Origin of the sequence: Arthrobacter sp. NtRootA1, from assembly GCF_019976975.1 — a bacterium.
GTDB classification, from domain to species: domain Bacteria; phylum Actinomycetota; class Actinomycetes; order Actinomycetales; family Micrococcaceae; genus Arthrobacter; species Arthrobacter aromaticivorans.
The window spans coordinates 2,928,081-2,952,589 of record NZ_AP024630.1; the positions used below are offsets into that span (position 1 = coordinate 2,928,081).

Annotated in this window: 22 protein-coding genes; 9 read left to right on the forward strand and 13 right to left on the reverse strand. The window is 62.5% G+C overall.

The window, feature by feature from the left end; all coding sequences use genetic code 11:
* Positions 1–18: 18 nt before the first annotated feature.
* Positions 19–2,115: an excinuclease ABC subunit UvrB gene (gene uvrB, locus LDN90_RS13120; RefSeq protein WP_223946075.1), complete on the reverse strand. Its 2,097-nt coding sequence runs from the start codon at positions 2,113–2,115 to the stop codon at positions 19–21.
* A gap of 41 nt (positions 2,116–2,156) precedes the next feature.
* Positions 2,157–3,386: a dephospho-CoA kinase gene (coaE, locus tag LDN90_RS13125; RefSeq protein ID WP_223946076.1), complete on the reverse strand. Its 1,230-nt coding sequence runs from the start codon at positions 3,384–3,386 to the stop codon at positions 2,157–2,159.
* A gap of 22 nt (positions 3,387–3,408) precedes the next feature.
* Here coaE and LDN90_RS13130 point away from each other — a divergent pair, with 22 nt between their 5' ends.
* On the forward strand, positions 3,409–4,095 hold the full coding sequence (locus LDN90_RS13130) for a YigZ family protein (protein ID WP_216925806.1): 687 nt from the start codon (positions 3,409–3,411) through the stop codon (positions 4,093–4,095).
* The gene (locus LDN90_RS13135; protein ID WP_223946078.1) at positions 4,085–4,606 is read left to right on the forward strand and encodes a GNAT family N-acetyltransferase; all 522 of its coding nucleotides are present in this window, start codon (positions 4,085–4,087) and stop codon (positions 4,604–4,606) included. Before LDN90_RS13130 ends, LDN90_RS13135 begins: the two co-directional genes overlap by 11 nt.
* A gap of 115 nt (positions 4,607–4,721) precedes the next feature.
* Here LDN90_RS13135 and rpsA read toward each other — a convergent pair whose 3' ends face one another.
* From rpsA to polA, 4 genes are all read right to left on the reverse strand, one after another.
* Positions 4,722–6,197, reverse strand: a complete 1,476-nt coding sequence (gene rpsA, locus LDN90_RS13140; protein WP_216925808.1) for a 30S ribosomal protein S1 — start codon at positions 6,195–6,197, stop codon at positions 4,722–4,724.
* Between the two features lie 205 nt (positions 6,198–6,402).
* Positions 6,403–7,437: a polysaccharide deacetylase family protein gene (locus LDN90_RS13145; protein WP_223946079.1), complete on the reverse strand. Its 1,035-nt coding sequence runs from the start codon at positions 7,435–7,437 to the stop codon at positions 6,403–6,405.
* 58 nt (positions 7,438–7,495) lie between these two features.
* A complete protein-coding gene (locus LDN90_RS13150; RefSeq protein WP_223946081.1) occupies positions 7,496–8,836 on the reverse strand; it encodes a GNAT family N-acetyltransferase in 1,341 nt (446 codons plus the stop codon).
* Positions 8,837–8,918: 82 nt separating this feature from the next.
* Positions 8,919–11,561: a DNA polymerase I gene (gene polA / locus LDN90_RS13155; protein WP_263426294.1), complete on the reverse strand. Its 2,643-nt coding sequence runs from the start codon at positions 11,559–11,561 to the stop codon at positions 8,919–8,921.
* Positions 11,562–11,721: 160 nt separating this feature from the next.
* Here polA and LDN90_RS13160 point away from each other — a divergent pair, with 160 nt between their 5' ends.
* Complete coding sequence (locus tag LDN90_RS13160; RefSeq protein WP_223946083.1) at positions 11,722–12,186, forward strand: hotdog fold thioesterase; 465 nt, start codon at positions 11,722–11,724, stop codon at positions 12,184–12,186.
* A gap of 37 nt (positions 12,187–12,223) precedes the next feature.
* On the opposite strand, the gene LDN90_RS13165 is transcribed toward LDN90_RS13160, so the two are convergent.
* The 6 genes from LDN90_RS13165 to LDN90_RS13190 form a co-directional block, all read right to left on the reverse strand.
* Positions 12,224–12,769 carry a dihydrofolate reductase family protein gene (locus LDN90_RS13165; protein ID WP_216925813.1) on the reverse strand — a complete coding sequence of 182 codons (546 nt, stop codon included), beginning with the start codon at positions 12,767–12,769 and terminating at the stop codon, positions 12,224–12,226.
* A gap of 13 nt (positions 12,770–12,782) precedes the next feature.
* Entirely contained in the window at positions 12,783–13,694 is a 912-nt protein-coding gene (locus LDN90_RS13170; RefSeq protein ID WP_223946085.1) for a hypothetical protein, read from the reverse strand.
* Positions 13,691–14,683, reverse strand: coding sequence for a hypothetical protein (locus tag LDN90_RS13175; RefSeq protein WP_223946086.1), 993 nt, complete (start codon positions 14,681–14,683; stop codon positions 13,691–13,693). Before LDN90_RS13175 ends, LDN90_RS13170 begins: the two co-directional genes overlap by 4 nt.
* A 92-nt stretch (positions 14,684–14,775) precedes the next feature.
* Positions 14,776–14,997 (reverse strand): hypothetical protein, encoded by a 222-nt coding sequence (locus LDN90_RS13180; protein ID WP_216925815.1) that lies wholly within the window; start codon positions 14,995–14,997, stop codon positions 14,776–14,778.
* Positions 14,994–16,199: an inorganic phosphate transporter gene (locus tag LDN90_RS13185; protein ID WP_216925816.1), complete on the reverse strand. Its 1,206-nt coding sequence runs from the start codon at positions 16,197–16,199 to the stop codon at positions 14,994–14,996. The genes LDN90_RS13180 and LDN90_RS13185 overlap by 4 nt, the downstream gene beginning before the upstream one ends.
* A 179-nt stretch (positions 16,200–16,378) precedes the next feature.
* Entirely contained in the window at positions 16,379–16,885 is a 507-nt protein-coding gene (locus tag LDN90_RS13190; RefSeq protein ID WP_223946087.1) for an HAD domain-containing protein, read from the reverse strand.
* A 131-nt stretch (positions 16,886–17,016) separates the two neighbouring features.
* Here LDN90_RS13190 and kynA point away from each other — a divergent pair, with 131 nt between their 5' ends.
* From kynA to LDN90_RS13205, 3 genes are read left to right on the forward strand one after another with little or no spacing between them, the layout of a single operon-like run.
* Positions 17,017–17,886 carry a tryptophan 2,3-dioxygenase gene (gene kynA, locus LDN90_RS13195; RefSeq protein ID WP_223946089.1) on the forward strand — a complete coding sequence of 290 codons (870 nt, stop codon included), beginning with the start codon at positions 17,017–17,019 and terminating at the stop codon, positions 17,884–17,886.
* A gap of 34 nt (positions 17,887–17,920) precedes the next feature.
* Complete coding sequence (locus tag LDN90_RS13200; RefSeq protein ID WP_223946091.1) at positions 17,921–19,159, forward strand: aminotransferase class V-fold PLP-dependent enzyme; 1,239 nt, start codon at positions 17,921–17,923, stop codon at positions 19,157–19,159.
* A 17-nt stretch (positions 19,160–19,176) separates the two neighbouring features.
* Positions 19,177–20,019 carry a PaaX family transcriptional regulator C-terminal domain-containing protein gene (locus tag LDN90_RS13205; RefSeq protein ID WP_223946094.1) on the forward strand — a complete coding sequence of 281 codons (843 nt, stop codon included), beginning with the start codon at positions 19,177–19,179 and terminating at the stop codon, positions 20,017–20,019.
* 88 nt (positions 20,020–20,107) lie between these two features.
* On the opposite strand, the gene LDN90_RS13210 is transcribed toward LDN90_RS13205, so the two are convergent.
* Positions 20,108–20,839, reverse strand: coding sequence for a GntR family transcriptional regulator (locus tag LDN90_RS13210; RefSeq protein ID WP_223946096.1), 732 nt, complete (start codon positions 20,837–20,839; stop codon positions 20,108–20,110).
* 112 nt (positions 20,840–20,951) lie between these two features.
* Between LDN90_RS13210 and LDN90_RS13215 the strand changes: the two genes are divergently transcribed.
* From LDN90_RS13215 to LDN90_RS13225, 3 genes are read left to right on the forward strand one after another with little or no spacing between them, the layout of a single operon-like run.
* Entirely contained in the window at positions 20,952–22,385 is a 1,434-nt protein-coding gene (locus tag LDN90_RS13215) for a sugar porter family MFS transporter (RefSeq protein ID WP_223946098.1), read from the forward strand.
* Positions 22,386–22,393: 8 nt separating this feature from the next.
* The gene (locus LDN90_RS13220; protein ID WP_223949291.1) at positions 22,394–23,317 is read left to right on the forward strand and encodes a BadF/BadG/BcrA/BcrD ATPase family protein; all 924 of its coding nucleotides are present in this window, start codon (positions 22,394–22,396) and stop codon (positions 23,315–23,317) included.
* A gap of 40 nt (positions 23,318–23,357) precedes the next feature.
* The gene (locus tag LDN90_RS13225; RefSeq protein WP_223946100.1) at positions 23,358–24,428 is read left to right on the forward strand and encodes an SIS domain-containing protein; all 1,071 of its coding nucleotides are present in this window, start codon (positions 23,358–23,360) and stop codon (positions 24,426–24,428) included.
* Positions 24,429–24,509: the final 81 nt, after the last annotated feature.

Genomic DNA, 24,509 nt, shown 5'->3' on the forward strand with positions numbered 1-24,509 from the left:
CGTGACCACAACCTTACCTTAGGCGTGCCCTGCAGACTGCATTTGACGCAATTCCCGCTTCAACTCCCCCACTTCGTCACGGATTCGGGCGGCGACCTCGAACTGCAGCTCGGCAGCAGCACCGTGCATCTGTTCCGTGAGCTGTTCGATGAGGCCAACCAGGTCTTCCGCCGGAGCCGCGGCCAGCCCGTCCTTCCGGACCGTGGCTGCACCCTTGCTGCCCGACGTACGTTTGGCTCCCTTGGCCAGCCTGTTGTTGTTCAGGAGCTCCTGGGTATCGGCGTCTTCGCGGGCCAGCTGGTCCGTGATATCAGCGATCTTCTTCCGAAGCGGCTGGGGGTCCACGCCGTTGTCGGTGTTGTATTTGACCTGGATGGCGCGACGCCGGTTGGTTTCCTCGATAGCGTGGGCCATGGAGTCCGTGATCTTGTCCGCATACATGTGGACCTGGCCGGACACGTTTCGAGCGGCACGGCCAATCGTCTGGATAAGCGAGGTTGAGGAACGCAGGAAACCTTCCTTGTCCGCATCCAGGATGCTGACCAGCGAGACCTCGGGCAGATCCAGGCCTTCACGCAGAAGGTTGATGCCGACCAGGACGTCAAAGACTCCCATCCGCAGCTCACGCAGTAGCTCGACCCGGCGAAGAGTGTCCACGTCCGAGTGAAGGTACTGGACTTTTACGCCGTGGCCCAGGAGGTAGTCCGTGAGGTCTTCCGCCATCCGCTTGGTCAAAGTGGTGACCAGGACGCGTTCATCGCGTTCAGTACGTTGGCGGATTTCACCCAGGAGGTCATCGATCTGTCCCTTGGTGGGCTTAACGATCACTTCGGGGTCGATGAGGCCTGTGGGCCGGATGATCTGCTGGACGTAGCCGTCCGCCTTCCCGAGCTCGTACTTTCCAGGCGTGGCCGACAAGTACACGGTCTGCCCGATGCGTTCAAGGAACTCGTCCCACTTCAAAGGCCGGTTGTCCATGGCCGAGGGCAGCCGGAAGCCGTGGTCCACCAGCGTGCGCTTGCGGGACATGTCCCCTTCGTACATAGCGCCGATTTGCGGGACGGTGACGTGGGATTCGTCGATGACCAGGAGGAAGTCGTCAGGGAAGTAGTCCAGCAGGCAGTGTGGTGCCGTACCGCCTGCGCGGCCGTCAATGTGCCGGGAGTAATTCTCGATGCCGTTGCAGAAACCCATCTGCTGCATCATTTCGAGATCGTAGGTGGTCCGCATCCGCAGGCGCTGGGCTTCCACCAGCTTGTTCTGGCTGTCCAGCACCTTCAGGCGTTCGGCGAGTTCGTCTTCGATGGCGGTGATCGCACGGCCCATTCGCTCCGGGCCTGCCACATAGTGGGAAGCCGGGAAGACGTACATTTCGGTTTCCTCGCGGATGACTTCGCCGGTGACCGGATGCAGTGTGTAGATGTTCTCGATCTCGTCACCGAAAAATTCGATTCTGAGTGCGAGTTCCTCATACATCGGAATGATCTCTACGGTGTCTCCACGGACGCGGAAGGTGCCCCGGTGGAAGTCTGTGTCATTGCGCGTGTACTGCATGGAAACGAACTTGCGAAGGAGGTGGTCACGGTTCATTTCCGCGCCTTTGGTGAGCGTCACCATGCCCGCAATGTATTCTTCGGGTGTTCCCAGGCCGTAGATGCAGGAGACTGTGGCCACCACGATGACGTCGCGCCGGGTCAGCAGTGCATTGGTGGCCGAGTGCCGAAGGCGCTCGACTTCCTCATTGACCGAGGAGTCCTTTTCGATGAACGTATCCGTCTGGGGTACGTACGCTTCGGGCTGGTAGTAGTCGTAATACGAGACAAAATACTCCACTGCATTGTTGGGCAGGAGTTCCCTGAACTCGTTGGCCAGCTGGGCTGCCAGGGTCTTGTTCTGAACCATGACCAGTGTGGGCCGCTGCACCTGCTCAATAAGCCAGGCTGTAGTGGCGCTCTTGCCCGTACCCGTGGCGCCGAGAAGGACAACATCCTTCTCGCCGTTATTGATGCGTTCTGTCAGTTCCGCAATGGCTGCCGGCTGGTCCCCGGCTGGTTTGTAATCGCTGACGACTTCGAAGGGCGCGACGACACGGTTGATCTCCTGGGCAAGGCTCATGACACCAATCTACCCCCGCACCCCGACAGTTTTTGTCCGGATTAATGTCCCGCTGCGACAGAAGAATACGACGGCGGTTGCCAGCCGGTGTGGTTTGCCCACTCATCCATCAGCGGCCAGGCCACATCCGTGAACCAGGGTTCTTTGGCATCGGCATAGGCAGCGGTGCCGGGGTCAGTGGCATGCTGCGCAGCAAGGTGGCGCTTGTGTGCCTCATACAGGGCAACCGCAGAAGGTTCCGCCCTCAACCAGTCGCGGAACAGCAGGGCGTATCTCCATCCGGGCGAGCCGGCAACCCGCACATGCAGGTTGGCCGGGCGTCCCGGATCCGCGTTGGCATGGAAACGCTTCTGCCATTGGGCTGGATCAGGTTCCGACGGCTTCGGGGTGTCAGCGAAAACGCCCGGAACACGTGGGTATCCTGCTGCGGCCAGACGTGGGGCAATGCGATCCGCCACCTCAAGGTCGGCAACAGTCAGTTGAAGGTCTATCACATCCTTGGCAGCCAACCCGGCCACCGACGTAGACCCAATGTGGTCCACGGCAAGGATGTCCTCCGGTGCTGCCGCCTGGATGCGCGAGGAGAGCCGGGCTGCTTGCAGGCCCCATTCGGATCTCGAGGCGGACAGGACCGGCCCATTTGTCCGCCGGGCACGAACTCCACGCCGGCAATTGTCCGAGAAAGGCACCAGTCGCCCGAACCACAAGGCATCCACTTTGGCGAGCAGTTCCTCCCGACTACCTGAATTCTCCAGGACGACGTCCGCGGCAGCGTTTCTTGCCTCCTGGCTGGCTTGGGCCGCCATTCGGGAACGCGCGTCCTCCAGGCTCATTCCGCGTAGGTCCACCATCCGTTGGATCCGCACGTCTTCGGGAGCATCCACCACAACCACCAGATGGAATGCGCTCCCCTGGCCTGTCTCGACCAAGAGGGGAATGTCCTGGACGAGAATGTCTTCGTCGGCGGCCTCCGCGACGATTGCCGCTGCTGACTCCCGGACCAACGGGTGGATGATGCCATTAAGCACCTCCCGCCGAGCGGGATCCTGGAAAACTATGGCGCCAAGGGCAGGGCGGTCGAGTCTGCCCTGCCCGTCCACGATTCCGGGTCCAAAGGCCTCCACTACACGGGCAAGGCCCGGAGTTCCAGGCTCCACCACTTGCCTGGCGATGAGGTCAGCATCAATGAGCACGGCACCCAACTCTTGCAGCCTGGCCGCCACCAGCGATTTTCCTGAGGCGATGCCGCCCGTCAGCCCGATCTTCAACACCCCTCCACACTAGACTGAAGCGGTGGAAATTGAGGATGACAGCCGTGCAACCATTTACACAACGCTCGCTGAAGGTCCGGATTTCCGACACGAACTGGAGATCCGGCGTTCACGCTTCATCACCGTCCTCCGCCGCTCGCCGGACGAAGATACTGCACGATCCCTGGTGGCCGCGCTGCGACGCGAGTTCCATGACGCACGGCACCACTGCTCGGCTTTCGTTGTAGGTCCGGACAGGATGACTCAACGTTCCAGTGACGACGGCGAACCGTCGGGCACGGCGGGTGTCCCCATGCTGGAGGCACTGCTCAAGCGTGAGACAGCACCCGGGGTAACGGACCTTAGCGACGTAAGCGTCGTCGTCGTCCGCTATTTCGGTGGAATCCTCCTGGGGGCGGGCGGGCTGGTCCGCGCCTACTCCGAATCGGTATCAGCAGCGTTGGAACTGGCGCCACTCGTGCAGCGCCGGCGGCTACGGCTTTGTGAGATCGAGGTGCCGCACGTGGACGCCGGACGATTGGAGAACGAACTGCGTGGCTCCGGCTTTGTCATGGCGAACACCAGCTATGAAGCCAAGCACACGGTCCTTCGGGTAGCGCTGCCGGACAGCAGCAACACCATCGCGGACGCCCAAGCCCGCGTACGCGCCCTCACTGCAGGCGCGGGCAGACTTAATCCCCAAGGGACGGAGTGGATCGATGTGCCCTGAATCAACGGTGGAACCCCAGGTTGCACTTGCAGACGTTGACGAAGACGTGCTCGAAGAATTGCTTGCCGTGGCGCTGGTGCAGGCCACGGCCGATGAGGTCACTCCGCCGCTGGGCTCGACGTCGGCTTGGAACCCTGAGCGGATCGCCTGGTTCCGCGACTATCACCGGGCGGCTGCAACCGGACTTGAAGGGCCTGCGCGTGAGAAGACCTGGGCTGTGGTGGCAGGCGGAACAGTGGTGGGGTCCGTTCGGTTGAAGTCGGTCGGGCCCGATGCCGTAGAACCCGGTGCCGTAGAAACTGGCATCTGGCTGGCCACTCGCTTCCGCGGCCAGGGCGTGGGGCGGCTGGCCCTCCAGCTTGTGGCAGACGAAGCCCGTGCTCGCGGCTTCGCCGTCCTGGAAGCCTCCACCACGCCAGGAAACAAGGCTGCACAATCCCTACTGGCTTCCCTCGGCGCCGAACTCATCTTCGAGGGGACTTTGGTTAAGGCTCGGCTACTGCTCCGCTAGGCAGTGCTCTTTTAACTGGCAGGGCTCCTCGCACCTGACTAAAGCAGAAGGACCCCTGCCGCATGGCAGGGGTCCTTCTTTGGCTATTCAGCGCATCCCGTGAGGGGCGGCGGAATTAGTTGCCGGTCAGCTTCTCACGCAGTGCTGCGAGAGCTTCGTCGGACGCCAGGGTGCCGGCGTTGGACTCAGCAGCAGCCGGCTCCGAGGAGTAGCTGGTGGTGCCGGAATCGCTCTCACCGGACGTTGCAGCGGCAGCGTCGTCAGCAGCGTGCTGTGCAACCTGCTTCTTGTGGGCTTCCCAACGGGTCTGGGCGTCAGCGTACTGCTGCTCCCAAGCGGCGCGCTGGGTCTCGTAGCCTTCGAGCCATTCGTTCGACTCGGGGTCGAAGCCCTCGGGGTACTTGTAGTTGCCCTCTTCGTCGTACTCAGCGGCCATACCGTACAGAGCGGGATCGAACTCGGTGCTGTCAGCGTCAACGCCCTCGTTAGCCTGCTTGAGGGAGAGGGAGATGCGACGACGCTCGAGGTCGATGTCGATGACCTTGACGAACAGTTCGTCGCCAACGGAGACAACCTGCTCGGCGAGCTCAACGTGGCGGACAGCCAGCTCGGAGATGTGAACGAGGCCTTCGATGCCGTCTTCGACGCGAACGAACGCACCGAACGGAACCAGCTTGGTGACCTTACCCGGAACAACCTGGCCGAGGGCGTGGGTGCGGGCGAAGGTCTGCCACGGGTCTTCCTGCGTAGCCTTGAGCGACAGGGAGACACGCTCGCGGTCCAGATCCACTTCGAGGACCTCGACGGTGACTTCCTGGCCAACCTCGACAACCTCGGACGGGTGGTCGATGTGCTTCCAGGAGAGCTCGGAAACGTGGACCAGGCCGTCTACGCCGCCAAGGTCCACGAATGCACCGAAGTTGACGATGGAGGAAACGACGCCGGGACGAACCTGGCCCTTTTCCAGCTTGTTGAGGAACGTGGAGCGGACCTCGGACTGGGTCTGCTCGAGCCATGCACGGCGGGACAGCACAACGTTGTTGCGGTTCTTGTCCAGCTCGATGATCTTGGCTTCGATCTGCTGACCGATGTACGGAGCGAGGTCGCGAACACGACGCATCTCGACGAGGGATGCGGGCAGGAAGCCGCGCAGGCCGATGTCCAGGATGAGGCCACCCTTGACAACCTCGATGACGGTACCGGTAACGACGCCGTCTTCTTCCTTGACCTTCTCGATGTCTCCCCAGGCGCGCTCGTACTGAGCACGCTTCTTGGAGAGGATCAGACGGCCTTCTTTGTCTTCCTTGGTGAGAACCAAAGCTTCGACCTGATCGCCAACGGCAACAACTTCGCCGGGGTCAACGTCGTGCTTGATGGAAAGCTCGCGGGAAGGGATGACACCTTCGGTCTTGTAACCGATGTCGAGCAGGACTTCGTCGCGGTCGACCTTGACGACGGTACCTTCGACGAGGTCGCCGTCGTTGAAGTACTTGATGGTGGCGTCGACAGCTGCGAGGAAGTCCTCAGCGGTACCGATGTCGTTAATGGCGACTACGGGGGTACCGGGCTTCTCGGTGGAGGTGATGGTCATGTAGTAGGGGCTCCGTTGTGGATAGTATGTCGGTCAGGCAAACCGCTGCCGCCCGGGTCCGGACGGCAGAACACGGCAAAATACCGGGTCATCCTGATTTGTGGATTAATACAAAATGGACGCATGCACGTAGTACACGCCCGTTTATTCTAGTCGCATCTGCAAAGCAGGGTCAAAAGGACCGCGGCAGGACCAGAGAACCCCTTCACACAGGCAGGACGTCTCCGAGCCGCGCGAACGTAACACCCCGGTCCAGTAAGCGAGGCAAAGCCCTCGCATAACCCTCTGCGGTTCCGGCGGCCGGTCTGTTGAAGTGCGAGATGACGATGTCTCCCGCCACTGCCTTGGCCACTTCCCCGGCGACGGTAGGCGGCGCGAAGGTAGCGCCCCCGTCGCCGTTCAGCGTGAAATTGACCGGGAGCATCCCCAGCCTGCGGGTCATGCTCGCGGCGACTTCGTCGTAGAACGCCGTTCCGGGCCGGAAGAAGCGCGGCGTAACACCGGTCAACTCCTGCATCAGGGCTTGGTTGCCCATTAATTCCTCGTATACCGCGGCTGCATTCGCCGTTCCGGCAATGCCGTATGCGGACTTGCCATTGACAGACAACGGCAGGTGGAGTGTGCCGTGGTTCGCGAGCTCGAACAAGGGGTCGGCGGCCAGTTCCGCGGCAAGTGACCTGTTCGCGGTAATCCAGCGGCTGTTAATGAAAAGGGTGGCCGGGACGTTGAGGCTGCGAAGCGACTTCAGCAATTTGTGGTCACAGCCGGTTCCACCGGGGCCGCCGCAGGCATCGAACGTGAGGGCAACATGCCGGGAGTCAGAATTGTTCACCACACCCGTAACGTGAAGGCCCCACTCCTGTGGCCGCAAGTGTCCAAATTCTGCCAGGATCTGCGGTTTGCCTGGGATTGTGGCTGGCGATCCAGGAGCGCTCGACGGCGGCACTGGAGTCTTGCCTCCCGTGTCGCCACTGCCTCCCTCGCCGCTGCCGGGTTTTGCGGCGAGGGCAGTAGCAGCCTGCTCGCTGGACAGCGCGGCGATGGAGGGCGGTGGCGTCGCGGGGCCGGCCCCGGGCCCGTTTGGTGGGGTGCCAGGCGTCGTCTGCCCTGGTCCAGCGGCGTCCGGGAACGCCGCCCTCCCGTTGTCCGCGCAGCCCGTCAGGGCTGCAGTTGCCAGCCCAGCCATTCCAAGCAGCACTGAGCGCCGGCCGGCCAACGGCCGCCGCTTGGAATCCCCCATGGATGTCCCTGTCTATTGAGTCTTTGAGTTGTGAAGGTACTTCTTGCAGGAGCTTTTTCTAGAAGTGGGTGAGGCAGTGTGCCGGCCGTTCCACAGCAAAAAGCTGTTGGGCTGCGAACGCGGCACCGGGCTTGCCTTCACTCATCCGCCCGGCAGCAGTGAGCGTCACTGGGGACACAGCACCAAGATAGATGGACGCGAGATCGGCGACATCCATGCAGAGATCGGGTTCCCGGCCGGATGCCTCGGTGACGGCCGCGGCAGCACCGCCGTCGGACTCCAACGCCCAGGTGCCACCAGCCATGCCAAGCGTATCCGAGACTTCCATGACGAGCTTTCCGGCAACCGGGTACCGGCGGGCGGAAAGCGCTGCCGGAACGTCCAGGATCCGCAACCACAGCATGTCCCGCACGTCCGAGGAGTCTATGCATCTGGGATCTTCCAGGGCCCACGTCAACGGATCATCCACGGGGGCCTCGGCCCACGTCACCTGGTCAATGAGATCGATGCTCCCAAGGAAGCGCCAGAGATCCAGATACGCCGCATTGGTACCAGCAACAAGGTCCACAATTTCCATGGTGTAGGGCTTGGCATCCCAGCCCTTGAAACGATAGGAAACGTAGCCGTCCGGTGTCCCGGAGGCGTCGTAGTGCAGGGCACTTCTGACACCCGTGTCCGGCTTCCCGTCATGGCCAATCGCTCCGGAAGCCAGCAAGCGATAGTACTCTTGGCGGTCTACTGAGCCAGGAGTTGCCCGCTGGACGTGATCGAAGACCTGTGGCGCAACGTCCAGCAGCACGGCCGGATCAGCCACCTCTACCGTTCCCGTCGCCAGCCCCCTGAGACGGAAACGTGGACCCGTGTCGACCTTGATGCTGCGCTCAAATGTAGCCACTCCAAAACCAAAGCGGCCGTAAATGGATCCCTCCGAGGCAGTCAGCGCCGCCATGGCGAGACCGTCGTCCTTTGCGCCCGCCAGGTCAGCGGTAATCATGCCCCGGAGCAGCCCTTTGCGCCGGTGCGTTCCACGTACGGTCACGGCAGTTACCAGGTTTGATTCCAGTTGTCGGCCAAACCCGATGTTCAGGGATTTGCGCATGGTGGCGTACGTGGCCACCGGGACCTCTGGACCCACAGCGTGCTCGGGTACTTCACCGTTGATGTACACACCGGTCAATTCACGGTGGTCCGTGCGGTAGGCCCGCAGGGTCTTGGCGATGTAGTCGTCGTCGCGCCTGTGCTGGTGGAAGCCGTGCGAGACTGCTTGGACCCACGCGGCACAGCGGGAGTAGGCAGGGTCCTCGCGATCAGCTACAGCAGGGAATTGTTGAACCCTATACTTCTCGGCATATTTTTCGGCGGAGTTCGTTTCGGAATAACTTTCATTGGGATCAGCCACGCCCCGAGCCTAGCCAGACGCGGGAGGGCGCGCCACCATCCAGGCGGCGCGCCCTCCGGCGATCCTTAGGAACGTACGGCTGTTAGTGGCCGGCCTCGTACCAGCTGGAGCCTACGCCGAGTTGAACGTCCAACGGGACGGATAGCTCAGCCGCAGCCCCCATTTGCTCCACCACCAGTTTCTCGACGGCGTCGCGCTCTCCCGGTGCAACCTCGAGGACGAGTTCGTCGTGGACCTGGAGGAGCATGCGCGATTTCAAGCCCTGGCCCGCAAGTTCGGCCGAAACGCCCAACATGGCCCGCTTGATGATATCGGCGGCGGAACCCTGGATGGGCGAATTAAGGGCAATGCGCTCGGCGGCTTCCCGGGCCTGGCGATTGGTGCTGGTGAGGTCCGGGAGGTAACGGCGGCGACCTTCAATGGTGGCTGTGTAACCGTCCACCCTCGCTTGGTCCACAACGCCCCGGAGGTAGTCACGCACACCGCCGAAGCGATCGAAGTAGTCCTTCATCAGGGTCCTGGCCTCGTCCACGGAAATTTCCAGCTGCTTTGAGAGGCCAAACGAGGTCAGCCCGTAAGCCAGGCCATAGGACATGGCTTTCACCTTGGAACGCATCGCGCTGGTGACGTCGGCAGGAGCGACGTTGAAGATCCGGGAGCCTACGAAACGGTGCAGATCCTCGCCGTCCCTGTACGCCTGGATCAGTGCTTCGTCGCCCGAGAGGTGGGCCATGATGCGCATTTCAATCTGGGAGTAGTCAGCGGACAGCAGGCATTCATACCCTTCGCTGACCACGAAGATTCCGCGGACCCGGCGGCCTTCTTCGCTGCGCACCGGGATATTTTGCAGGTTGGGGTTGTTCGAGGAGATCCTGCCCGTAGCCGCAATGTTCTGAGCGTAGGTCGTGTGGATGCGGCCATCGTCCGCCACGGACTTCTTGAGCGTTTCCACCATCTGGGCGAGCTTGGACGACTCCCGGTGCGCCATGAGCTGCACCAGGAATTCGTGGCCGGTCTTCTCCAGCAGGGCCTTCAAGGATGCCGCATCCGTGGTGTAGCCGGATTTGATCTTCTTGGTCTTCGGGAGGCCGAGTTCCTCAAAAAGGACGGTCTGCAGCTGCTTGGGTGACCCCAGGTTTACCTCGTGCCCGATCGCGGCGAAGGCCTGCTCCTGGGCATTCTCGATCACCTTGGTGAGGTCCGCAAGCTGCTCGTTCATGCGATCCATGGAGACGTAGATGCCGGTCAGTTCCATCTGCGCCAGGACGCGGGACACCGGAAGCTCCAGCGTGGTCAGCAGGGCGTCGGCCTTGCGGTCGGCGAGTTCCTTCTCGAAGTGCTTGCTGAGGGCATGCACGACGGCGGCCTGCTGGACGAGCGCTGCAGCTGCCGCTTGGTCGCTGCCTCCCATAAGATCCAGCTCCAATTGCCCGGCCGCGGCGGTCACAACGCCCAGGGAGATCTTGAGGTGGACCTGGGCGAGCTCAGGGAGGCCGTAGCTGCGGCGGTCAGGCTGGATCAGGTATCCGGAAACCGAGGTGTCATCAACCACGCCTTCCAGGCCCAGGCCGCGGTTATGCAGGGCCTTGAGGGCGGCCTTGAACTCGTGCACCACCTTGGCTTCTTCAGGATCCCGGAGCCAGTTTGCCAGCACCGACTCGGCCGCAGAATCCAACTCCGTGAGGTCGATATACGCAGCACCATTGTTCCGGACCACAGCCAACGCACCGGCATCCTCGCCTATACGGCCTTGGACGGGCTGGATGGCTATCGCGGAACGCGTGCCGGAACCGGCGCTGAAGAAGGCCTCCAGCTCAGCAGCGTCCTTGAGCGTGGCAAACTCAGGGGCTTCGATGGTGTCCGGGGCAGCACCGGTGGTTTCATCGCCGTAGAGATCGAACAACCGGGCGCGCAAGGTACGGAATTCCAGTTCCTCGAACAGTTCCTCGATGGCCTGCCGGTCGGGGCGCGGCTCGTGGAGGTCCTCCAGCTGGACGGGCAGTTCGAGGTCTGTCAGCAGCTGGTTCAGCCTGCGGTTCCGTTTGACGTTCTCAAGGTTCTCCTTGAGAGCTCCGCCCACCTTGCCACCGATGGCGTCCAGGTTCTCCAGGATGCCGTCCAGGCCACCATAGAGGTTGATCCACTTGGCGGCAGTCTTTGGCCCCACACCCGGTACGCCCGGAAGGTTGTCCGCGGATTCGCCCACCAGCGCCGCCAGGTCCGAATACAGGGCAGGCTTGACGAAGTACTTCTCTTCAATGGCCGCGGCATCCAGCTTGGGGATGTTGCTCACGCCCTGTTTGGGGTAAAGCACGAACACGTTGTCATTGATGAGCTGGAAGGAGTCTCTGTCCCCCGAGACCAGGAGGACCTCAAAGCCGGCGGCATCCGCCTGGGCAGCAAGGGTGGCCAGGATGTCATCGGCCTCGTAGCCGGGCAACGCAATGGTCTTGATACCCCACGCCTCCATGACCCTCGCGATCAGGGCGATCTGGCCTTGGAATTCCGCTGGCGTCGCGTTGCGGCCGCCCTTGTACTCGCTGTACTCCGCCTTGCGGAAGGTGGTGTCGTCAGAGACGTCGAACGCTACGGCGACATGCGTGGGCTTCTGATCCTTGATCAGGTTGATGAGCATGGAGGTGAATCCATGCACGGCGTTGGTGTGCTGGCCTCTGGCCGTAGAGAAGTTTTCAGCAGGAAGGGCGTAGAAGGCCCGGAATGCCATGGAATGGCCATCCAGGACCAGCAACCTGGGCCGGCCCTCCCCCGTGGTGCTGGATGAAGCGGTGGAAGAGGGGGTGGGTGCTGTTGCAATGGCAGCAGCTTGGGCCGTTGGAACCTGGTCCGGTTTGGTTGTTTCACTCACAGGTGCCAGCCTAGTTGGCATGATGGACAATTTCACGCCGAACCGGTTTGTCGACGAGCTCAACCAGGCAGGTGTGCCCGAAGAGTTCCATGATTGGCTTTCCGGGCATGGGGTTGGCTCCCTTGTAGTGAAAATGGGTATTCGGTTCACCGAGCTCAGTGCCGAACGGACTGTGGCAACCATGCCGGTGGAAGGGAACACGCAAGTAGCCGGCATCCTTCACGGCGGAGCCCACGTGGTCCTCGCCGAAACCCTGGGTTCATTTGCTGCCTCGCTTCATGCGGGCAGAGGACGGCACGCCGTGGGAATCGAAGTCGGCGCGACGCATCACCGCTCCATTGCCAGCGGAACGGTAACCGGCACATGTACGGCGATCCACCTGGGCGGGACGTTAGCCACGCACGAGATCGTAATCACCGACGAAAAAGGCCGCCGGCTTTCCACTGCCCGGATTACCAACATGATCCGGAACAACCGCCACTGATCCGGGAGTTACTGCCAAACAGCTACGGCGCTAATAGTTACCGCGGCGGCATGCGGTAATGCAGTTCAGCCGCGGCTCCGCCAAGGATGCGCGAGGAGAGCAACTCAAGTGGCGGCGTCGGACCCTTGAGCGGCAGTAGGCGCTTACCGGAGCCGAGTACAACGGGGATGATGGTGACGATCATCTCGTGGAGCAAACCGGCGTTGGCGAACTGGGCCACGAGGTCCCCTCCGCCCACCAGCCAGACGTTCTTGTCTCCGGCATCGGCGAGCAGATCCGGCGCGAACTCGCGAACGTCCCCACGGACGAACGTGACATTGGAACCGGCGGGAGCCGAGTATTCGTGATGCGTGAACACCCAGCAGGGGGTATCCGGATACGGCCACTTGCCGGGCTCATGCTCCAGGAGCCACCGGTAGGTCCCGCCGCCCATCGCGATGCAACCCACACCTGCGAAGAAGGACTCATAGCTGCCGCTCACGCCTTCAACCTGGTCGAATTGCAGGAGCCAGCCGAGATCGTCATCCTCAGATGCAATGAAACCGTCAACGGTGGACGCCACGTAATACTGGAAGATGGACATGGCCCCAGACTAGTCAGTTGGCGCTGGCGTTCCCATACTCCACACGCACACTGCCATCATCGCGGAGAACCACCACCCGGCCCTGGGCGAGCGTCCATCCATCGTTGAGCAGGAAGATCCTTCCTCCGCTGACCACCAGCAGTCGCAGGCCCGTGTACCGGTACAACGGCTCAGCATCAGTACCAGCCGAGTCCTCATGGACGTTCGGCGCTGTCACGGCCAACCGCTCCTTGCTGTACACCACGGCTGTTGGCAGCAGGCTGGATCTTTCCTGGTAATCGATAGCTGCTCCCCGCCCAAGTGCTTGCGCGTAATCGGAGGTTCCCCAGAAAAGCAGCAGGGTGACCAGGACGAACACGAGGGATCTTTCGAGCGAGCGCGGAGTAGTGGCGCGGAGTACCCGTTGGGCCGGATCAGCGGCCCGGCGATGCACGCTCAGTCCCCATGCCCCCACCAGCAAACCGGCAGCTATGAGGAAGGGTGCATAGAGCAGGATCCGTTCCGGCTGTGTCACGATCGCCACCCACATCACAGCCGCGTAGGCGAAGCCAAGAATCAGCACTACCAGGGCGGCCCTTCGCAGGAGCGTCCGGTAGCGTGCGGCGCCCAGAAGCCGGGAAACGAGCCGGTCCACCATGAGCCACAGCAACCCGATCACCACCAGCCAGGCCAACGGCTGAAAGAGGGACTGGATACTCCGCAGGATGAAGTCCTGCACGGTATAACCAAACAGGCTGACGTCCAGGCCCATTGCCTTCGACTGGGCATCCGTCCGCGCCCAGCCGAAGTAGACCAACAAGGCCGTGGCCACGGTCAGCGGCGGACCAATGACGGAGAGGACGTCCAGGGTACGCTGCCAGCGGTTGTTGACCAGGCTCCGCTCATCGGCTTCTTCCGATGCAGCGGGTTCCTGGGCGACGCTCATGGAGTTGCCGTGGGGGTCGCGCCGACAGAAGGAATGGCCGGCGGGGTGCTCTGCGTGGGTTCAGCGCCTGGCCCGGTTCCAGGGGTTTTGGGCGTTCCACCCGGGCTGGCGGGCGTGGAATCTTCATAGAAGAACGTCACTGTTCCGCTGACGTCTACGGTGTCCGTAATGGAAATGCGGACGGAATCGCGGCCGTCGGACGGCGGCATCCGCAGGTACAGCGTTTCGTAATCCCCTCCGCCGGCAACGATTTCGGGAGCTGCAGGGACGCCGTCGAACAGGACGTCCCCAACCCTGACGTAATAGCCATCCAACCTGACGACAGTTCCGCCTGACCGGGGGCCGGAGGCGCGCGCTGTGCCTGCCACCGGCCTCAGGTCGTTGTCCACTACCGTGAGGCCGCTCAAGTGCCGCGGGCAAGCTTCACCCGGGGCGGTCTCGGTCTTTAGCGTAACCCCCGGGTTGCTGCGGTGTTGGGCGATCGCAGACGCTGACGTTGCGGCGACCGTGAACTCAAGACACTGGGTCTGCGGTATGCGCGGTGTTGCCGCAACGGCGTTTGAAGCCCGCTGCCAGTCCTGCTGCGCACCACTTTGCAGTGCCTTGCAGACAGCGGCGGCCGCTTGCCACACGGCAGCATCTTCCGCGCCTTCCAGGCTCTGGGCCAGCGCATCGCATTGGAATTGCTGCAGCAGGAGATAGCGCTGGCCCGAGGTGGGATCGTTGGGGCCTATCGGCCCAATGGGTACCCAGCGGACCACCGGCGCTTCTGCTTGCGGTGCACCCGGTCCGGCCGGACCTGCGGGCTGCCCGGCGGTGGGATCGACGCCGGTGGGAGCCGCTGGTGATGTTGCGGTGGTGACGGGCGGAGCCGGATTGGGAGAAGGACTGCCTGGTGGAGCGGTATTGGGAACGCAGGCAGAAAGTGCCAGCATCAGGACCGGAATCAGCGCCAGTCCGATGAGATGGCTTCGGGAATGGCACTTCATGACAGCCCCACATCTGCCGGATCACGACCACGCAGTGATGTAACTTCACTGCTGATTATTCTCCCGAACGGACTTTGCTGCCAGAGAGGCGGTTACTTTCCGAAGTAGGGCACGATCAAGTAGATGCCGAACAGTACGGCGAGTCCGCAGATGCCAAAGCACACGGCCGCCAGCGAGCGAACAAGTCCGGGCGACTTCTGCTGGGCGTCACCTGCGATTGCGGTGAGGCGTACTCCCAGGGAGTACAGGACTACCAGGGTCACAGCAGCAACGAGCGTGACGCCGGCAACCTGAAGCAATTCCAGCCACTTCATCGCTGCACATCCTTGTTGTTGACGGACTTTCGGGATTTCTTTTTCTTGCTGAACTTGACGGCGTGGCCGGCCTCTTCGACTTCCACTGCGTTGTGGTGGCCAACATGCGATTTACGCGAGGCAACAAACATGAACACGACGGCGGCGCTACCGACGACCGCGGCAATGACCACACCCACGACGCCGATGTTCACCAGGAGCGCGGTAAGCCCGCCCACGATGGCCGACGCCGGCAGGGTAAACAGCCAACCCAAAGCGATCTTGCCGGCAGTGCCCCAGCGCACGGAGGTGCCCTTTCGGCCCAGGCCGGAGCCAATGACCGAACCGGAGGCGACCTGCGTGGTGGAGAGCGCGAAACCCAGATGGGAAGAAGCCAGGATGGCTGAGGCCGTGCTGGTCTCGGCCGAGAAGCCTTGCGCCGGCTTTACTTCGGTCAGGCCTGAACCCATGGTGCGGATGATGCGCCACCCGCCAGCATAAGTGCCGATGGCGATGGCCAACGCACAAGCAGCCACGACCCAGAACTGTGGACCCGAGCCCGGTGCCTGTGTGCCCGCGGCGATGAGGACCAGGGTGATGATGCCCATGGTCTTCTGGGCATCATTGGTGCCGTGCGCGAGGGCCACGAGGCTGGAGGTGAAGATCTGGCCGGTCCGGAAACCACCGCGCTTCTGCGTGAGCTTGTCACCGGTTTCGGGGTCATGCCGGGAGGTCAGCGCGTAGGCCAGACGAGTGCAAAGGTACGCCACGGCCCCGGCGATGAGTGGTGCAAAGACAGCTGGCAGGATCACCTTCTGCAGCACTGTTTCAAAGTTGATGGAGTGCAGTCCGATACCTACCACGGCGGCGCCGATGAGGCCGCCGAACAATGCGTGCGAGGAACTGGAGGGCAGGCCTTTAAGCCACGTGATCATATTCCAGAGGATTGCACCCATCAGGCCGGCGAAGATGATATCCGGCGTGATGTGGATACCGTCCGAGCCTTCGCGGATGAGTCCCCCGGAAATGGTCTTTGCCACTTCAGTTGAAAGGAACGCCCCAACAAGGTTGAGCACGGCTGCCAGGGCAACCGCCGTCTTGGGCTTGATCGCCCCCGTAGCGATAGGCGTGGCCATCGCATTGGCTGTGTCGTGAAAGCCGTTGGTGAAGTCAAAGAATAGGGCCAACGCTATGACAAGCGCGACCATGAAGGTGATTTCCACCTGTTGCCCAATCTGCAGAGTCGACGTTCAGCAGTTCCACTTCCCCATACCTGCCATGCACAGCATAGTTCAGCCATTGTTCAACTGACTGGACTTGCCGCACTCTATCCGGCGGGCTTGAAACCTTAAGAATCCTACGTGCCAACCACCGGGCGGACAAACATGTGCCAGCGCTTCGGTCAGCCGAGGAAGGTCCGGACCGCGGCAAGATCGCGGCGGGAGAGCCCCCTGCGCGGATCCGGTGAGATGCAAAGCACACGGTCCTGGTGGTATTCAGCCCAGGAACGGGCGTCTGACTCCTGGCCAAGTTGGTCGTCCAGCCAGACGAAGCGCTCGGCTCCCATCTCGGCCAAGTCCTTCTGGAGCGCCCCGAGTTTCCACCATTCTGCGCTTTGGTCCCACCCCTGGCTGGACAGGACAGGCCAATCCTCGCCCTTCAGTCCAATGGCAGGACAGAGAAACTCCGGGGCAAGGCGCTCCCAGGTGGTGAGCCATACAAAGCGGGCGAAGGGATGCTCTGCCAGCTCGTTGAGTTCGGCCACTGCCTCGGGCGCGAACGCGACGTCAAGGATGCCGGCGTCGGCGATCTTCCATTCACCACCCCAATCAGTGACGCCTTGGGGACCGAACGGGTTCACCACGCCGTCGACGTCCAAATATATGGACACCGGCATATTGGAGGCCATGGCCGCCTTCCCTTCCCCCAGGTTCCCGTGTATCAAGCCCAGCGTACGGTACGGCGGAGAACTTCAGGGGAAGAAAATACTGACAGAATCATTCTCTTGACGTTCGTCATAGAAGTGATAATCTCGAAAGTATGGAAAAGCCCCCAGTCCATTCCCCCCAAAGTGTCCGCCACATAGAAGACTCAGTGCGCACCGATTTCCGGCATGCAATGTCCTACGGCGGTTATCTGGACCTGGACCACCTGCTGAACTCGCAGCATCCGCTCAGCCAGCCCGAGCACCACGACGAACTGCTCTTCATCATCCAGCACCAAACCAGTGAGCTATGGCTCAAACTGGTGCTGCATGAGCTCCTGGAAGCCCGCAGGCTTTTCGACCAGGACAACCTTGGCAAGGCGCTCAAATGCATCGCCCGCGTCAAGGCCATCCAGCGCACCATGACCGAACAGTGGTCCGTCCTGGGTACCCTCACGCCCCGCGAGTATGCGCAGTTCCGCGGATTCCTGGGTAGTTCCTCAGGTTTCCAGTCGTATCAATACCGCGGGGTTGAATTCCTGCTGGGCAACAAGAACAGGGGCATGCTGCGGGTCTTCGAAAGCGACCCCGAGGCATATGCGCTGCTCAGCCGGCTCCTGGAGGAGCCCACGTTGTACGACGCCTTCCTGGCGGTGCTTTCCCGCGCCGGCTACGAGATCCCGGCAGACATCCTTGAGCGGGACACCAGCGAGCCGTGGACATTCCGTAAGGATCTGGTCCCCGTCTTCCAGAAGATCTACGAATCGGACGATACCCAGTGGGGACTGTACGAGGCGTGCGAAGACCTGGTGGACGTCGAAGACAACTTCCAGGCCTGGCGGTTCCGCCACCTGCGCACGGTCCAGCGAACCATCGGGTTCAAGGTGGGCACCGGAGGCTCCTCGGGTGTTGACTTCCTCAAACGAGCCCTTGATCTCACCTTCTTCCCCGAGCTTTACGCCGTCCGCACTGAGATCGGCAACTAACAAACTTCCGGCCACCACTCCCAAGGAGGGAACCATGACTACCGCTCAGCAAACCCAACGGCCAACGTCGGCCGAACTGGACGCCGCAGATCCGCTCGCCGCCCAGCGTGAGGCCTTCTACACGCCCGACGCCGGCCAGCTCACCTCTTATCTGGACGGCAACTCTCTCGGGCGCCCCTTGAAGGCAACTGCTGCCAACCTGCAGTCGTTTGTCCAGGACTCCTGGGGCAGCCGGCTGATCCGCGGCTGGGACGAACAATGGATGGATGAGCCTACGCGCGTGGGCGACCGCATCGGCGAAGTGACGCTTGGGGCTGCTCCCGGGCAGGTCACAGTGGGCGACTCCACCTCGGTCATGCTGTACAAGCTGATCCGGGCAGCGGTAGATGCCCAGCCGGGGCGTGACGAGATCATCATTGATCGCGACAACTTCCCTACGGACCGCTTCATCATCGAAGGGATCGCCAAGGAACGCGGGGCAAGCATCAAATGGATCGCAGCCAACCCCTCCAGTGGCGTCCGTACCGCTGACCTCGACGGGCTCCTTGGCGAGCGGACCGCCGTCGTGGTCCTCAGCCATGTGGCTTATCGCTCCGGGTTCCTGGCAGACGCGAAGGCAATCACCGGCAAGGTACATGCTGCAGGTGCCCTCATGCTCTGGGACCTGTGCCATTCCGTAGGTTCCGTGCCGCTGGACCTTGATGTCTGGGACGTTGACCTGGCCGTCGGCTGCACCTACAAGTACCTCAATGGTGGTCCGGGCTCCCCCGCGTTCGCATACGTCAACGCCTCACGGCAAGACATGCTCCAGCAGCCAATTTGGGGCTGGATGGGCGCGGACAATCCGTTCGGCATGACGGATTCATACCGTCCCGCAGCGGGAATCCGCCGGTTCATTACGGGTACTCCGCCGGTTCTAGCCATGCAGCCGATCAAGGACATGGTGGAGCTGATCGCCTCTGTGGGCATGGATTCGGTCCGGGAGAAGTCGGTCAAACTCACGGAGTACGCGATTGCCCTTGCAGATGAGCTCTTGGTACCACTTGGAGTCCACATCGTGAGCCCCCGCAATGCCGCCGAGCGTGGCTCCCACATCACAGTGGACCATCCGCTCTTTGCCGACGTCACCGCCAGGCTCTGGGAGAAGGGCGTCATCCCGGACTTCCGTCCCCCGCATGGCCTGCGCATCGGCCTGTCTCCCTTGAGCACGAGCTATGCCGAGGTTGAGCTGGGAGTGACCGCCATCCGCGACGCCCTCGCCGAACTCCTGTGAGTGCCGTTCTTGACGACATGGACTCCCGTCCAGGGAGTACCACGTCGTTGCTGCGAACAGTCATCGGCCTGTACTTGCGCGAAGCCGGTGGATGGATGTCGGCCAGGGACATTGTGGTCCTCATGGAGGCCCTGGGCACGTCCGGCACAGTGACCCGGACAGCCCTGGGCCGCCTGAGGAAGAAGGACGTTGTCCTACAGGAGACTCGCGACGGGCTCCCCGGGTTCACCCTGACGGAGGGAGCCGCCACCATGCTGGCCCGCGGCGACCGCAGGATTTACAACCCCATCAGCATGTCACCGTCCGATCCATGGTGCCTGGTCTCCTTTTCGATTCCGGAGACGGAGCGGGAGAAGCGCCACCAGTTGCGGCGCAGGCTCCACTGGATTGGTTGCGGGACTGTGGCCGCCGGCCTGTGGATCTGCCCGGATACCCTTCGAGGCGAGGTGGAGGAAATTCTCAACGACCTCGAACTCCGAGGGATGGCCACCCTGTTCGTCACGCAAACCCCACTGGTGGGCGGCACCCTGCGGGACGCTGCGTCCGTGTGGTGGGATTTGGACTCGGTGGCAGAGCTGCACAAGGATTTCATCCGCCAGCACGGCGCCGCAGTGCTCGGGGAGGACAGCGCGGGCGTTGAGCCGACAGCCCAGGCGTTCGCCACTTTTGTCCAGTGCATCGATCGTTGGCGGATCATCCCCTACTTGGACCCGGGGTTGCCTGCGACGTTCCTGCCCAAAGACTGGCCCGGGGCTGAAGGGACCGCGTTGTTCAAGCGGATTATGGACGCGTACGCCCAGCCCAGTTCGGAGTTCGTGCGACGCACGCTCGGGAGCGACGTGGCGGTCGCGGCTCCCTGAGCCGTTCGCCAACAGTTGCAGTTCGTCGGCAGTTGCGGTTCGCCGGCAGCCGCTGTTTAGGTAGTGCTGCTCTTAGGTGGTGCCGTTTTTAGGTGGTGCTCTTGACCCTCGAAACGAACCGGAAGCGATCGCCGCGAAACGTGCTGCGCGTCCATTCGACAGGGACGCCTGCAGCATCCCTTGCCAGGCGGTGGACTACCAGCAACGGCGCCCCCATCTCGATTCCGAGCAGCCGGACCTCCTCCGGCCCTGCCAGTGCTGTCTCTACGGTGTCCTCGACGTCGGAGATATGGATGCCGTACACGTCCGTCAGGGCGGCGTAGAGCGAACCGGCCTTCTCCAGGTTTGCCTTGAAGCGCGGGAGCTTGCCCGGGAGGTAGGCGATCTCATGGGCCAGGGGTTCGCCGTCGATCAACCGGATTCGCTCAAGCCGGGTGACAACAGCGCCGTCGTCGAGCCCCAGGTGCGCCGCGACGTCGATGTCCGCTTTCGCCATGGCCAGGGACAGGAGCTGCGAGTCAGGCCGCAGGCCCTGGTTCCTCGCGTCGTCGGAAAAGGACGTGAGCTGCCGGACGTGGGTGATCTTTGGCGGTGCGACAAAGGTGCCATGCCCTTGGATGCGGCCCAGTTTCCCTTCTGCAACGAGCTCGCTGATGGCTTGCCGCACTGTGGTGCGCGACGTCTTGTACTTCTCTGCGAGCGCCCGCTCGGTGGGTATGAGCGTGCCCGGCTGCTCGCCGGCGATCGCGGCAAGCAGCTCGGTCTTGAGGAGGTAGTACTTAGGCATTGCCGCCGGGACATCTGTGGACATATTGGACATCCTACTTGTAGACAACGTTATTGGTCTATGCCAATCTTGTGCAGGTTGGTCTAAACCAATTTCGATGAAACTCCGCAAAACCCCTACATTTCCACAGATCCAAGGGACAAAGATGTCGATCCTGCAAGACCTACGGCAAACACCCAAGCTCGGGCTCCTGGTGGGCGGTGCCGCCGCCACCATCGGTGTGATTTACGGCTACGACATGTCCAACATTGCCGGCGCCCTGCTGTTCATCACCAAGCAGTTCAGCCTCAGCACATCCCAGCAGGAACTGGTAACCACGGCAGTGGTTGCCGGTGAAGTACTTGGCGCGCTGGTGGGAGGCTGGCTATCCAACCGCGTGGGCCGGAAAGCCTGCATGGTGGGCCTTGCGATCGGCTACGCCCTGTTCGCCGTGCTCAGCGCCATGTCCAGCGATGTGCCCACACTGCTTATCGCCCGCCTCCTGCTGGGGCTCACCATCGGCGTTTCCGTTGTGGTTGTTCCGGTATTCGTTGCCGAGTCAGCGCCGGCGAAGGTCCGCGGCGCCCTGTTGGTGGCGTATCAAGTGGCGACCGTCTTCGGCATCATCGTCGGCTACCTGGCTGCGTATGCCCTCGCGGGCACGGGCTCGTGGCGCTGGATGCTGGGCCTTGCTGCGATCCCGGCAATCATTGTCCTCGCCATCGTGATCAAGCTCCCGGACACTGCCCGGTGGTACATGATGCGGGGCAGGACTGACGACGCCAGGCGCACCCTGTTCGCCATTGAGCCCCACACAGACGTAGATGCAGAGTTGGCCGAGATGCAGCGGGCCATCAGCGAAGAACGGGGCGGCGGCCTCCGCGAGATGCTGCGCGTTCCTTATCTCCGGGCCACAGTGTTTGTGGTTGGCCTGGGATTCTTCATCCAAATCACCGGCATCAACGCTGTGGTCTACTACAGCCCCAGGATCTTCGAAGCCATGGGCTTCAGCGGCAACGCAGCCCTCCTGTTGCTTCCCGCGGCGGTGCAAGTGGCCTCCCTCATCGCTGTCTTCGTGTCCTTGTCCCTGGTGGATCGGCTGGGACGCCGCCCCGTGCTGTTGACCGGCATCGGCATGATGGTGGCAGCCAACGTCCTGCTGGTAGGAGTGTTCATGGCCGGCCAGGACTTTGGTGGCCTGCTCACCGTTCTTGGCTTCCTTGGGGTCCTTCTTTTCACGGTGGGCTTCACATTCGGCTTCGGCGCACTGGTGTGGGTATACGCCGGCGAGAGCTTCCCTTCCCGTCTCCGCTCGCTCGGAGCCAGCGCCATGCTGACCTCCGATCTGGTGGCCAACGTCCTTGTGGCAGCGTTCTTCCTGACCATGCTTCAGCGTTTGGGTGGGGCAGGCACCTTCGCAGTGTTCGGTGTTCTGGCTATCCTCGGCTTTATGTTTGTCCGCAAGTTCGCTCCCGAGACGAAGGGCCGCCCCTTGGAGGAAATACAGCAGTACTGGGAAAACGGTGGGAAGTGGCCGGAGCCCGACGCGGTCGGACACATCCCCGCACAGGAAAACACCGAACCGGCGGTTGTCCGGTGACGCCCGCGGTGTTGGGACTTCATATTGGAGGTTCCAAGACACATGCTGTCCGTTCGGACCTGAAGCTGGACCCGAACGTGAACTCGGACCCAGGGCAGGGCGCGGACGCAAGCAATGGGGCTCCTCTCGAGATCACCGAGGCGAGCGCGAACCTGTCCTCGGTGGGTCATCAGGGTGCAGATGCCGTGCTGCGGCGGATCGCGGCTGCCGTCGGCGAGGGTGTTGAGGCGGTTTGCGCCGGTGCCGCGGGGGCGGATACTCCTGCCAGCAGGGCAGTCCTCAGTGCTTTGCTTACCGGGTATTTTCCCGGCGCCAGGATCGAGGTGGTCCATGACACCCGCATCGTCCTCGCCGCAGCAGACCTCGACGCCGGAGCGGTCCTGGTCGCAGGTACCGGCTCGGTAGCTTGGGGCCGGAACCGGGAGGGACGGGAAGCGCGCAGCGGAGGCTACGGCTACTTGCTCGGGGATGAAGGCGGAGGGTACTCCGTGGTCCGTGACGCCGTTCGTGAGGCCCTGCGGGAGTACTACGCGGGGTTGGAACCCGGCACGATGGTCAGCGCCCTTTTGGCGGCGACTGCGAGCGCGGACGCGCTGCAGCTCATGGATCTCTTCTATGCCAAGCCGGAGCCGGACCATTGGGCGGGCCTCGCCCCGTTGGTCCTGGATCTTGCGGTTGAAGGTGATCCGGCTGCGTTGCGGATTCAGGCCGAAGCCGCTCATTCCTTGGCCACGTTGGCCAGGCAAGTACTGGGCGAGCTCGGGTTGGACCTGCCGCTGGTGATGGCTGGTGGCCTCCTGGTCAATCAACAGCAGTTGGCGGGCGCGGTTGGCCGCAAGGTTGCCGTGGAGGATCCGTCGCTGATCAGGATCCTGGGCGATGCTCCAGTGCACGGAGCCGTAAAGCTCGCACGGCAGTTGATACAGCCCTGACTCCCAGGGATTTTGACCCTTCTAACAACAGACAGGAACCATGACCATCACTCTTACCTCTCCGAACGTCCCGGACCAGGCTCCGGGCATCAAGATGGCCAACGAGATCGGCGAGCAGCCCCGGGTGCTCGCCGGACTCCTGGACTCGGACCGCCGCCAGTTCGTGGCTTTGGCGGACATCATCAAGAAGGCATCCCCACGCTTTGTCTTGCTCGCTGCCCGGGGCACAAGCGACCATGCGGCGTTATACGCGAAGTACCTCATTGAAATCAGCTTGGGCCTGCCTGTTGGCCTCGCGTCGCCGTCGACCCTTACTGCCTACGGTGCCAACCCGCAGCTTGAGGGCGTGCTGTGGTTGGCGGTTAGCCAGTCCGGCGGCTCGCCGGACCTGGTGGAGTCCACGGCGGCAGCGCGTCGTCTGGGCGCCCTGACTGTTGCAGTGACCAACTCACCGCAATCCCCGCTTGCCGAGGCCGCGGAGCATCACCTGGATATCCGGGCGGGCAGCGAAACTGCCGTTGCCGCTACCAAGAGCTACACGGCGCAGCTTCTGGCCCTGTGGTTGTTGGTTGATGCGTGGCGTGGTGGGACGTCCAACGGCGCCGCGGGCCTTCCGGAGTGGGCCGCTTCCGTTCTTGCCGACGACACCGTGCTGGAGGTCGCTGGTGGTTACCGCTTCGCCGACCGCATCATCACTACGGGTCGTGGCTATTCCTACCCCACGGCGAGGGAGGGTGCCTTGAAGCTCATGGAAACCTCCTACCTTCCTGCCCAGGCTTTCTCTGGCGCGGACCTCCTGCACGGGCCGTTCGCGATGATCGACTCCCAGCACCCGGTGATTGCCGTTGTTCCGGAGGGAATCGGAGGCACGGCCATGCGCCCTGTCCTGGAGAGGCTCGAAGACCGCGGTGCGCACGTGTGCGTTGTGGGCGATCCCTCTGCCGCCGCTCCGGGCAGCTTGGTTCTTCCTTTGCCTGCCGGCGTGCCGGAGGAGCTTTCTCCTATCCTGCAGATCCTGCCCCTCCAGCGCCTGGCCCTGCAGTTGTCGGTGGAGCGCGGCAACGATCCCGATGCGCCGCGAGGCCTGCTGAAGGTCACTGAAACCTGGTAGGCGCCGGTGGGTGCGTGGCTGGATGTGCACGCCGCATCCAGCCACGAGGACCGATGATGCGTTCAGGTAACCGGAGTAGTC